At 70.1% G+C, this 11,417-nt stretch carries 8 protein-coding genes; 6 read left to right on the plus strand and 2 right to left on the minus strand.

Annotated features, from left to right (window positions below; translation table 11 throughout):
• The first annotated feature begins 319 nt into the window (after positions 1 to 319).
• Positions 320 to 1,342 (plus strand): polyprenyl synthetase family protein, encoded by a 1,023-nt coding sequence (locus AOK16_RS03030; protein ID WP_055470647.1) that lies wholly within the window; start codon positions 320 to 322, stop codon positions 1,340 to 1,342.
• A 106-nt stretch (positions 1,343 to 1,448) separates the two neighbouring features.
• Here the strand turns inward: AOK16_RS03030 and AOK16_RS03035 are convergent, their stop codons facing one another.
• Positions 1,449 to 2,735: an alpha-L-fucosidase gene (locus tag AOK16_RS03035; protein WP_055470648.1), complete on the minus strand. Its 1,287-nt coding sequence runs from the start codon at positions 2,733 to 2,735 to the stop codon at positions 1,449 to 1,451.
• The gene (locus tag AOK16_RS03040; RefSeq protein WP_055470649.1) at positions 2,732 to 5,149 is read right to left on the minus strand and encodes a polysaccharide lyase 8 family protein; all 2,418 of its coding nucleotides are present in this window, start codon (positions 5,147 to 5,149) and stop codon (positions 2,732 to 2,734) included. The genes AOK16_RS03035 and AOK16_RS03040 overlap by 4 nt, the downstream gene beginning before the upstream one ends.
• 231 nt (positions 5,150 to 5,380) lie before the next feature.
• On the opposite strand from AOK16_RS03040, the gene AOK16_RS26985 reads away from it, so the two are divergent.
• The 5 genes from AOK16_RS26985 to AOK16_RS03065 all read left to right on the plus strand — a co-directional run bounded on the left by AOK16_RS26985 (position 5,381) and on the right by AOK16_RS03065 (position 11,386).
• Positions 5,381 to 6,457 carry a LacI family DNA-binding transcriptional regulator gene (locus AOK16_RS26985; RefSeq protein ID WP_055470650.1) on the plus strand — a complete coding sequence of 359 codons (1,077 nt, stop codon included), beginning with the start codon at positions 5,381 to 5,383 and terminating at the stop codon, positions 6,455 to 6,457.
• Between the two features lie 205 nt (positions 6,458 to 6,662).
• A complete protein-coding gene (locus AOK16_RS03050; protein ID WP_240483337.1) occupies positions 6,663 to 7,697 on the plus strand; it encodes a hydroxyacid dehydrogenase in 1,035 nt (344 codons plus the stop codon).
• A 25-nt stretch (positions 7,698 to 7,722) separates the two neighbouring features.
• Entirely contained in the window at positions 7,723 to 9,000 is a 1,278-nt protein-coding gene (locus AOK16_RS03055; RefSeq protein WP_055470652.1) for an alpha-L-fucosidase, read from the plus strand.
• Between the two features lie 91 nt (positions 9,001 to 9,091).
• Positions 9,092 to 10,390 (plus strand): ABC transporter substrate-binding protein, encoded by a 1,299-nt coding sequence (locus tag AOK16_RS03060; RefSeq protein ID WP_055470653.1) that lies wholly within the window; start codon positions 9,092 to 9,094, stop codon positions 10,388 to 10,390.
• A 90-nt stretch (positions 10,391 to 10,480) separates the two neighbouring features.
• Positions 10,481 to 11,386, plus strand: a complete 906-nt coding sequence (locus AOK16_RS03065) for a carbohydrate ABC transporter permease (RefSeq protein ID WP_240483338.1) — start codon at positions 10,481 to 10,483, stop codon at positions 11,384 to 11,386.
• Positions 11,387 to 11,417 lie beyond the last annotated feature (31 nt).

Raw genomic sequence — 11,417 nt, forward strand, 5'->3', positions numbered from 1 at the left:
GCGCTCACGCCCGGCCCCGTCCTCGCGCCCCCGTCCGATCCCGTCCTCGCGCGTTCACGTCCGGCCATGCCTTCGCGCGACTCTGCCCCCGTCCTCACGGTCCAACTCGCGGTCGGACCGCGAACACGCGCCGCGAGCAAGCCCTTCGGCCGAACCCGCGGCAAGCCCCCGCGAACGAGCCCTCACACGAGCAGGCCCCTCAGGCCGAATCCACCGCGCGCATCGCAATTGGCCGAGATCTCCCGCTTGCGCCCCACCCCACCCCGACGAGACCGTCACAACTCCGCATCCGTACCGGACAGTTGGAACAGGAGGCCGCATGCCCGACCGCCCCTTACCCGTGGAGGACCGCATCACCGCAACCTTCCCCGGCGTACGGCGCTACCTCGCCGAGCTCCTCCGCTCGCACGGCCCGGACGGCGCGAGCGCGGCCACGCACCTGCTCCACACCGCGCGTACGGTGCTCGCCAACGGCCGTCGGGAGCGCAACGAGTTGGCGCTGCCGCTCCTCACCCACGCCACGCTGACCGGAGATCCGGACCCCGCCATTCCGATCGCGGGCGTGCACGCGCTGTGGTGGCGTGCGGCCAACGCGTTCGACGACGTCGCAGACAGCGGCACAGGCACCGGCACCGGCCTCGGCCCCGGCACACGCCTGTACGGGCTGCCGGTCGGCGCCGTGCTCATGGCCTCCCTGGAGTGCGGCTACGGACTGCCGCTGCGAGCCCTCGCGGAACTCCCGGTTCCGGCGGCGCTGCGGGAGCGGCTCACCGCCGACTACCTCGGCGCCTGGACCGCCACCAATGACGGCCAGATCAAGGACATCCTGCACGACCCCACGACGGTCGGCCGCGACGACGTACTGGCCACCTACCGGCGCAAGAGCGGCTCCGCGTACGCCATGGCGTGCGGCATGGCGGCGCGGCTGTCCGGCGCCGGGGAGGAACGCGTCGCGGTATGGCGGCGGTTCGGGGAAACCCTCGGGCTGCTGGCGCAGTTCAACAACGACCACGAGGACCTGGCCACCGGCCGCGGTGAGGATCTGCGCAACCGGACGGCCACCTATCTCCTCGTCCACGCGCTCGACTCACTGCCGGGACCGGGGCGGGAGCGCGCGCTCACCCTGCTCGGCGAGGCCGGGCGCTCGCCGGATGCGAGGCGGGAGCTGACCCGGGCGATCCTCACGCCCGGCGTCCTGATCCCGTACCGCGACCTGCTGGCCGAGTTGCGCGACCAGGCGCACGCGGCCCTCGACACTGCCGCGCCGGCGGGACCCTTCCGCACCCTCCTACGGCGCCGGGTGGACGCCGTGGCCCAGCTGCCGGCGTCCATGACGGCCTGAGCCGGCGCCGGTCGCGCCTGAGCTGCCGCCTCCGCCGCTGCGGCCAGGGCCTGGGCGGGCGTGGTGCCCTGCGACCGGTGAGCAAGGAAGGTGCCGGCCGCCCGGGTCAGGCGCGCAGGAAGAGTTCCACGACCGGCACAGCCGTTTCCGGGCGGTTCTCCGGGAGATGGAGGGTGAGCGAACCCTCGTCGGACAGGGCAGGGTCGTCGGGGTGACCGTCGACGGTGGTGGTGTCCTGGAAGAGGACTTCGGAGCCGTCCTGGAGCATCTGGGCGTGTTCGACTGTGCCGGCGAGCCCGGGCAGGTGGATGTGGCGCATCGGCCAGGAGAAGAGGTGCAGATAGAGGCGGTCGCCGCGCTGGGTGTAGCGGGCGTCGGCCGGGGGCCGGTACGTACTGGGGCCGGCGCCGCGGATCGACCGCTCGTGGAGCTCCATCCACTCGCCCACGGCGCGCAGTCGTTCGACCGAGGCCTTCTCCAGTGTTCCGCGGGCGGTGGGGCCGGTGTTCAGCAGCAGGTTTCCGCCGTTGGCGACGGTGTCGATAAGCATCCGCACCAGTTGGCCGGCGGATTTGAAGGCGAGGTTGTCGCGGTTGTACCCCCAGTCGCCGTTCATGGTCTGGCACGCCTCCCACACCACCGGCTTGCCGTCCCGCTTCAACTGCCCGGCGAGTTGCACCTGTTCAGGGGTGATGAAGTCCCCGGGGACGTCGAGGCGGTCGTTGACCAGGATGCGCGGCTGCAGTTCACGCACCGTCGCGAACAGTTCCTCGGAGCGCCAGTCCGCGGCCCCCTTGCCGCCCCACGCTCCCGGCTGTTCGGGGTAGGAGTAGTCGAACCACATGACGTCGACCCGGCCGTAGCCGGTCAGGAGCTCGCGGACCTGGCCGTGCAGGTAGTCGGCGTACTTCGTGATGTCCCGCCCGGATGCGGCGGCCTTGAACTCCTCGTTCTCGTCCATCGGGTGCTTGCCGTCGACGGGAAACTCGGGATGGTGCCAGTCGATGAGTGAGTGGTAGAAGCCGATCCGGAATCCGCGGGAGCGGAACGCGTCGGTGAACTCGCGCACCAGGTCGCGTCCGGCGGGGGTGTTGGTGGCCTTGAAGTCGGTCAGGGCGCTGTCCCACAGACAGAAGCCGTCGTGGTGCTTGGTGGTGAGCACCGCGTACCGCATGCCCGCGTCCCACGCCTCCTCGGCCCAGGCCGCCGGGTCGTAGCGGTCCGGGTCGAAATAGCGCAGGTAGCGCGCGTAGGCGTCGGTGTGGCTGTGCTCGTGGCGCTGGACCCATTCGGAGGTGCCGGTGTTGTTGCCCCGGCGGGCGGGGATGGCGTAGAGGCCCCAGTGGACGAAGAGACCGAAGCGGGCCTCGGTGAACCATGCGGTGTCGGTCATGTGCCCGCTCCGAGCCGCACGGTGATCTTGTGCGAGGCCCCGGCCGCCCCGGTCATGTCAAGGGTGAGCCGCAGCGCGTGGCCGGTCGTGGCATCGGTGACCGTGCCGGGCTTGGTGAGCACCTTGCGGACCGGACGGTCCCAGAGAAGTTCCAGTGAGGTGCCGAGCTGGGTGGGGTCGGAGACGCAGATGGTCGCCGTACCATCGCGGTGTTCACGGACCAGGACCGAGGCCGGGGCATCGGCCGTGAGATTCCCGAGACTGCCCGGCGTCCAGAAGTTGACCGCGGTGAGCCGCAGTTCCGCGACGTGAATGCCCTGCTGATCACCGGTGTTGGCCAGGATCCGCAGCCAGTTCCGGTGTCCGGCGCGCGCCGCCGTCTCCCAGGCCCTGGCCCGCGGCAGCAGCACGTAGGAGTACGTGGTGTCCGCAGGGTCCGTTCCGTGGTCGGCCCACAGGGTCAGATACCGGTGGGTGTACGGGGTGTCCGGCTGGCCGGTGTTGATGTCCTTCCAGGCGCCGGTGCGCTCCTCGCGCAGGGCGCTGACCTTGGCCCCGCCGGGGAAGACGTAGCCGCCGTGTCCCTCGATGTGGGCCCATCGTGCGTCGTCGAAGGTCCTGGTCCAGCCCTGCTCGCCCGGCTGCCTGCGGCCGTCGACGGTCAGGGTCTCCTCGGCGCTCAGTTTGCGGTTGTCGACGATCGTCTCGGCGGCCACCCCGTCGGCGGCGGTGATCTCCGCGCCCAGGCAGACCACGGAGTCGTCGAGGAAGAACCAGGACTTCTTCGCCGTCAGCGTGGAGTCGACACCCTTGAGGTCCTGGCCGATCGCGGCGAACTCCCCGTCGGTGGTACCGCCTACCCACGCCTTGTCGGAGCGGCCGGAGCCCCAGCCACCGCCCACCCCGTCGGCGAGCGTCTTCCTCGTCACGGTGGTGCCCGGCAGACGGTACGGGTCGACGGTGGGCCAGAAGGCTTCCGCGTACTGGTCGTTGCGGCCGCCGTCGGCGTACCACTGGAGCATTCCGGAGCCGGTGTGCCAACCGTGCAGGTGCTCGCTGTTGAGGCACTCGTAGGGTTGGATGCGGCTGGAGTAGAGGGACAGCGAGGCGGCCCAGCCCTTGCGGCGGTGGACGGCCCGGTCCATGGCGGCGAAGAGGCGGTGCTCGACCGGCTCGGGCGAAGCCTTGACCGATTCGTCCTCGTACAGCTCCTTCAGCCGGGCGAGGGTGACGACGTCCAGACCGGGGTTTTCGGTGAAGGGATGAGCGGCGTCCCGCTGGAGCCAGCCCTTGACCATGGCGCGCCAGCGGGCGTTCTCCTCGGCGCTCGCGCCCTGCCCGATCAGCAGGATCGAGTTCATGACGGAGTGCCCGCGGCCCTGGTAGCCGTCGATGCCCTTGCGGCTGATGGAGCGGCCGTTGACGGAGTCCAGCACCACGCCGTTGTGGATGACCGGGGCGAAGGCCCGGTCGATCCCCTCGAAGATGTTGCGCACACCGGGGTCGGTGATCGCCCAACTGGTACCGCCCAGGAGCGCCAGCAGCCGGGACAGACCGCTGATCATCACCGCACCGTACGAGCCGGTGTAGGGCACCCACAGATGCTGGACGAAGGACCCGTCGGCGTAGAGGCCGTCGCCGGTGGTGACCAGGGGGAAGAGAGGGCTGAGGAAGTCCCGGGCCTGGGTCAGCAGCTCCGCGTCCCTGACGACGATGCCGCGGACGGCGAGCGCCCGGCACTGGTCCGTGAGGTTGGCGCCGGTCGCGTACTTGGGGATGTCGGACGGCGGGATGAAGTGGCTGATGGCGGCGGAGTACTTCGCGATCTGCTCCTGCGACAGGTGGTCGTACAGGAGGGCGCAGATGTCGGTCAGGGCGAGCGGGATACCGATGGTGAAGTGCCAGCCGTTGCCGAACAGCGGCTTCGACGGGTTGTACACCTGGGTATGGAGGTGCTCGAGGCCGGCGACGACGTCAGCCGCGAGCGAGGCGTCCCCCGTCAGCCCCGTCCCGGGCTGGACGTATGCCTGGGCCATGGTCAGCAGCTGCGCGTAGTTGGTGCTGAGGTTGTTGCCGTGGGAGAACGGAAGAGCGGGCCAGAGCCAGCCGTCGGCCGGGGCCATGGTGGAGCGGTAGCCGGTCGCGGTCGTACCGAGCGTGGCCAGCTTCGCCTTGAACGGCTCCGCGCTCGCGTCGATCCCCGAACCGAGCAGGATCTCGCACCACTTGGCCCGCAACGCGTCGAACTCGTCGGCCGCGGCTCCGGCTGCTGCCTCGACCGCGGCTCCGGCTTCCTCTGCCGCGTACGCCGCGCCGGGCAGCAGTGTCGTCGTGGCGGCGGCCGGCAGGGCGACGGCCACGGCCGTACCGCCCGACATGCGCAGGAAGGTACGACGCGCCCTGGGAGAGGACATGGCGGGACTCCGATCCGGGTGGCAAGACGGGAAGACCGCTCGCGCTCATCGCGCCGTCGCGGACTGGGTCCAGATGCTGAGCGAGCACACCCCGGCAGTCAACGAGGCCGCACTAAAGCGGACACAAGTGAACACGGGGGCGACGCCCGCCCCTTGCCTCGTCCGCACCCCCCGCTAGCCTGGCGACGCAGCGCCGCGACATCCACAAAACGGCCGACGGCTGGAGGGGACGTGCAGTTCACCCTGCGCCAAGAGGCGATCCTGCGGGAACTGCGCCGCCACGGCTCGGTGCGCACCCGGGAGCTGGCCGAACAGCTCGGCGTCACCCCCATGACGATCCGCCGCGACATCACCGCGCTGGCCGAGCAGGGCGCGATCACCCGCACCCACGGGGGCGCCGCACTGCCGCGCCCCCGGCCCCCGGCCGCACTCCCGGAGCCGGATCCGGCGCACCACCACAACAGGCTGCTGACGCTGGGCATGGTGATACCCAAGGCCACGTACTACTTTCGCCAGGTGATCCACGGCGCCTACGCGGCGGCCGAGCCCCTCGGGGCGCGGATCGTCCTCGGCGTCTCCGACTACGACCTGGACGAGGACCACACACAGGCCGAGCGGCTGATCGAAGCCGGCGTCGACGGCCTGCTCCTGACCCCCAGCCACACCTTCTCGCGCGCCGGACGCGCACTGGACTGGATCGGCAGGCTCCCCGTCCCGGTCGTCGTCGTGGAGCGCCGGCCGCATCCCGTCATGGAGTTGGACCACCTCGACTTCGTCGCGACCGACCACGCTCGGGGGACCGCGCAGGCACTGCGGCACCTGGTCGCGCAGGGGCACCGCCGCATCGCCCTGCTGACCACGGCCAGTGCGACCAGCGAGGGCATCCGTCAGGGCTTCGACGCCGTGACCGGACTCTTCGGCCTCTCCCCCGACATGCCCAGGATCACCGACCACCGGGCCGGATGCGTGGACGGCGTCGAGCGGTTCCTCGACGCGGTCGTCGAGCGCGGCGCCACGGCAGCCGTGGCCCATCCGGACGAGGAGACTGCCCTGCTGGTCCAACGCGCCCACAGCCGGGGGCTGTTCGTTCCGGACGACCTCGCCGTCGTGGGCTACGACGACGAGCTCGCCGGCCTGGCGCCCATCCCCCTCACCTCGGTCGAGCCGCCCCGGCACGCCCTCGGTCGCACTGCCGTGACGCGCCTGGTGCGACGCCTTCGGGAGCAGTCATCCGCGGTCCCCCAAGAGGTGCTCCTGACACCGAGACTGCACATCAGGACCTCCACCGACCGGACCACCACCGGCTGAGCAAGGGCTGGCGAGGGGCGCCGAGCGGGCTCCCAAGGACCTTGCGTGGACGCCGCCGTGAAAACGTTTACCCACCGGCCCCCTCACAGATCACCCCAGCACAGACGGCCTCCTTCGCGGGTTTCGTCGAAACTCTTGACCCCGACATGCGGAAAACCTACCGTCATCCGCGCAAACCTTTTCCATACTTCTCAAGGACGTTGCTTTGCTCGATCCCACACCGAGCCGACCGCACGGCCTCCTGGCGATGCACCCGGACGTCGCAGAGGGCGTGCTCCCCGCCGACCTGCGGGCCCGCCTGGGATCGCTGCTCCGTATCGACCCGGCGCTGGCCTTCGAGGACTTCGACACTCCGGTAGCCGCCTCGGCACTGTCCCGCGCCGAGGTGCTGATCTCCTGCTGGGGATGTCCTCCCCTCGACGAGGACGCGCTCGCCAGGGCTCCCCGGCTGCGGGCCGTGATCCACGCGGCAGGCAGTGTCAAGGGCCTGGGGATTCCGGAGGACCGCTGGGGTCGTACGCTGCGTGTCTCCTCCGCGGCCACGGCGAACGCCCTGCCGGTCGCGCAGTACACACTGGCCGCGATCCTGATGGCGGGCAAGCGGTCGTTCGGGCTGGCGTCCACCTACCGGACGGACGGCTTTCGCGCCTACCCCGCCAGCACGGACACCGGGAACACCGACCGCACCGTCGGCGTGGTGGGGGCCTCCAGGATCGGCCGGATCGTGCTGGAGCTGCTGCGGCCGCACGGCTTCCGGCTGCTGGTGGCCGACCCGTACCTGAGTGCGGCGGAGGCCCACGGTCTGGGCGCCGAACTCACCGAGCTGGACGCACTGCTGACGCGGTCCGACATCGTGACCCTGCACGCACCGCTGCTGCCCGGCACCCACCGTCTGATCGACGACCGGAGGCTCGGGCTCCTGCGGGACGGCGCCGTCCTGGTCAACACCGCGCGGGGAGAGCTCGTCGACACCGACGCCCTGGTCCGGCACTGCGCCGGATATCCGGGCCGCACCGGCCGTATCGACGCCGTACTCGACGTCACCGACCCCGAACCCCTGCCGACTGGCCACGACCTGTTCTCGCTGCCCAACGTCTTCGTCACCCCCCACATCGCCGGTGCGCTCGGACGGGAGCTCAGGACGCTCGGCACGTTCGCCGTCGACGAGGTGGAGCGGTTCGTCCAGGGCAGGCCGATGCGGGGCGAAGTCGCCGTCGACGACCTGTCGTCGATCGCGTGACGGCGCGGAGCGAAAGGACCCGACGATGCCCCTGCGCGCACCCTCCGAAGCGGTACGCCGCTTCCAGTCCTGGCGGTTCGGCCTCTTCGTCCACTGGGGCCCCTACTCCGGCGCGGCGCGCCATGAATGGGTCAAGTACCGGGAGCGGCTGACCGACGAGCAGTACCGCCCCTACGTCGACCACTTCGACGCCGACCTCTACGCTCCGCAAGCGTGGGCCGAGCTGGCCCGCCAGGCCGGTATGCGGTACGGAGTGCTCACCACCAAGCACCACGACGGGTTCTGCCTGTGGGACTCCGACCTCACCGACTACAAGGTGACCAAGACCCCGCACGGGAAGGACGCCGTCGGACCGTTCGCCGAAGCATTCCGCGCCGCCGGTCTCGGCGTCGGCTTCTACCACTCCCTCATCGACTGGCACCATCCCGACTTCACCGTCGACTCGCACCACCCGCAGCGGGACGACGCCGGGGCCAGGGCCGCCAACGCCGGCCGGGACATGGGCCGTTACGCCGAGTACCTCCACGGCCAGGTGCAGGAGCTGCTCACGCGCTACGGCGACGTCGACATCATGTGGTTCGACTTCTCGTACCCGGACAAGGACATCTACGAGCAGCCCATCACCGACGGAAAGGGCCGGCGGGACTGGCAGTCGGAACAGCTCGTCGAAACCGTCCGCACTCTCCAGCCGCACATTCTCCTCAACGACCGCCTCAACCTGCCCGGCAGCGCCGACTTCACCACGGCGGAGCAGTTCCAGCCCGCCGGACCGGTCATGGTCGACGGGCGGCCGGTGGTCTGGGAGGGCTGCCAGACCCTCAACGGGAGCTGGGGATACGACCGGGACAACCTCGACGACAAGCCGGCCGATCTGCTGGTGCGGATGCTCGTCGACTCCGTCTCCAAGGACGGCAACCTGCTGCTCAACGTGGGCCCCAACGCACGCGGCGAGATCGACCCGCGCGCGGTGCGGACACTCAGGGAGATCGGCGGCTGGATGCGGCTGCACTCCGCCGCCATCCACGACGCGGGCCCCAGCGCCCACCGGCCCCCCGACGGCTGCCGCTACACACAACGCGGCGACCGGCTCTACCTGCACCTCTTCTCCTGGCCGATGAAGCACGTCCGGCTGCCCGGCCTCGCGGGAAAAGTGCGCTACGCGCGGTTCCTCAACGACCACTCCGAAGTGCGCCGCACCGAACCCGAGCAGGCTCACGAAGGCAACGCGCTCACCCTCGAACTCCCCATCCGGCGACCGGACGTGGCCGTCCCCGTCGTCGAACTCTTCCTCCACGAGCCCTGAGCACCACCGGCGCGCCTCACCCGCCGCTCTCACTGCACCGCACCTCGTCCACCGGCACCCCGTCACGTCATTCACCACAGGAGTCACCACCATGCGCATCTCTCTGCACAGAACCGCCTGCGCGGCGGTCCTCGCCTCGCTGTCCCTGCTCGCCACGGCGTGCGGCGGCTCCGAAACCTCCGGGAAGGACGCCACAGGGGACAAGCCGGAGGTCACGCGGATCACGCTCTGGGCCGGCACCAAGGGCTCGCGCGAGATCGTCGAAGCCTTCAACAAGTCCCACCAGGACATCCAGGTCAAGCTGGAGGAGGTGCCCGACGCCGACGTCAAGATCCCCAACGCGGTCAAGGCGGGCAACGCCCCCGACGTCGCCGTCCTCCAGTACAACCAGCTGCCCAAGCACGCAGCCCAGGGTGAGCTCGAGGACCTCAGCGCTCAGGCCGGCGAGACCGTGAAGTCGAAGTTCCCCGAGTCCATCCAGCAGTTGGTGACGCTCGGCGACAAGGTCTGGGCCGTGCCCAACGACGCCGGCGTGATGATGATGTTCTACCGCAAGGACCTCTTCGAGAAGTACGGCATCGAGGTCCCCAAGACCTGGGCCGACTTCAAGGCCGCCGCCGAGAAGGTCAAGAAGGCCGACAAGAAACTCAGCCTCGCCCCCGCGAACTTCGACGCCAACCTCACCCAGGCGCTGTCCTGGCAGGCCGGCGCCACCTGGTTCTCGACGGAGGGCGGCGCGTGGAAGGTCGACATCGACAGCGCGGTCTCCCGCAAGGTCGCCGACTACTGGGACGGCCTCGCCGACAAGAACCTCCTGGACACGAGCGAGGGTGAGGCTCTCGGCAAGCAGAAGGTCGAGGGCCGGATCCTGGCCGAGATCTCCGGTGTCTGGGCCGGCGGCTACATGAAGACCGGCCAGCCCGACCAGGCCGGCAAGTGGGCCGTGGCGCCGCTGCCCACCTGGGACGGCACCCCCGCCTCCGCCATGTTCGGCGGCACCGCGTTCGTCGTGCCGAAGGGGACCAAGAACGCCGACGCCGCGGCCGAGTTCATCACCTGGGCCACCACCACGCGCCAGGCGGTCAAGGCCCGCCTGGCCGAAGGCACCAGCAGCACCCTGCCCGCCAACCCGGAGTTGGCCGAGGCAGCGTCCAGCACCTTCGACCCGGCCTACTTCGGCGGTCAGGACATCCACGCCGTGGCCCGCGAGGCCCTGACCACCATGCCGGCCGGCTGGGCCTACTCGCCCACCGCGACCACCGACACCGTGCTGACGGACAACATGGGCAAGGCCAAAGCGGGTGACATCAAGCTCCGTGACATCTTCGCGGCAGCCCAGACGGCCACCGTCGCGGACCTGGAGAAGCGCGGTCTGAAGGTGTCGAAGTAAGCCCCGGCTCCCGGGTGGCCCGCCGGACGTACGGCTACCCGGGACCTCCGCCCTGAGCGTTCCCCGTCGATGACAGACAGGAGGTGCCCCGTGACCCGCACCCGAGCCGGCGTGAGCCGTCGGCAATACGGCCCGGCCACGTTGTTCCTGGCCCCGTTCTACCTGATGTTCCTGGTGTGCCTGATCGCCCCGCTCGGCTACGCGACCTGGCTGAGCTTCTTCCACGAGGAGAGCTCGGGACTGGGCTTCGGCGGCACCACCAGCGTGTTCGTGGGCCTGGACAACTTCCGGGCGGCGCTGGCCGACCTCTCCTTCTGGAAGAGCTTCCGCATTCCCCTGCTGTACTGCCTCATGTACGTCCCCGTGATGCTCGGCACCGCCGTCGTCCTCGCGCTGCTGCTCGACTCGGCCTACGCCCGGGGCAAGAGGTTCTTCCAACTCGCCCTCTACGCGCCGCACGTGATCCCCGGTGTCATCGCCACCGTGATCTGGGTCTACCTCTACACGCCCGGGATCAGCCCGGTCATCGACGCGTTCGAGACCCTGGGCCTGCCTTGGAGCCTCGGCAGCGACCCCGCGGCCGTCGCCGCCATCGCCAACATCACGGTGTGGATGGGCACGGGCTACTCCGCCGTCATCTTCTTCGCCTCCCTCCAGGCGATTCCCCGTGAGCTGATCGAAGCGGCCACCATCGACGGCGCGGGAGCATTCCGCACCGCCCTGTCGGTGAAGGTGCCGCTGATCAGGGGCGCGATCGGCATGGTCGCCATGTTCAGTGTGATCGGCTCCTTCCAGATGTTCGCCGGACCCCTGCTGCTGAGAGAGCAGACCCGAACGATCACCTCGGAGTGGACCCCCGTCCTGTTCATCTACAACCGGGCCTTCCTGCAGAAGGACTTCGGCTACGCCGCGGCCACATCGCTCGTGTTCGCCGCGGCCATCGGCATCGCGTCCTTTGCCGCGTACCGCCTGACGAAGAGGAGGACGCCGGCATGAGCGTCACCGCCCCCGCCCTCGCGCCCACCGG

Origin of the sequence: Streptomyces pathocidini, assembly GCF_001418495.1 — a bacterium.
In the GTDB taxonomy this organism is placed as follows: domain Bacteria; phylum Actinomycetota; class Actinomycetes; order Streptomycetales; family Streptomycetaceae; genus Streptomyces; species Streptomyces pathocidini.

Bases quoted from the DNA above. Each gene is read 5' to 3' on its own strand.
- AOK16_RS03030 (WP_055470647.1), top strand. From the start codon at position 320: ATGCCCGACCGCCCCTTACCCGTGGAGGACCGCATCACCGCAACCTTC.
- AOK16_RS03035 (WP_055470648.1), bottom strand. From the start codon at position 2,735: ATGACCGACACCGCATGGTTCACCGAGGCCCGCTTCGGTCTCTTCGTC.
- AOK16_RS03040 (WP_055470649.1), bottom strand. From the start codon at position 5,149: ATGTCCTCTCCCAGGGCGCGTCGTACCTTCCTGCGCATGTCGGGCGGT.
- AOK16_RS03055 (WP_055470652.1), top strand. From the start codon at position 7,723: ATGCCCCTGCGCGCACCCTCCGAAGCGGTACGCCGCTTCCAGTCCTGG.
- AOK16_RS03060 (WP_055470653.1), top strand. From the start codon at position 9,092: ATGCGCATCTCTCTGCACAGAACCGCCTGCGCGGCGGTCCTCGCCTCG.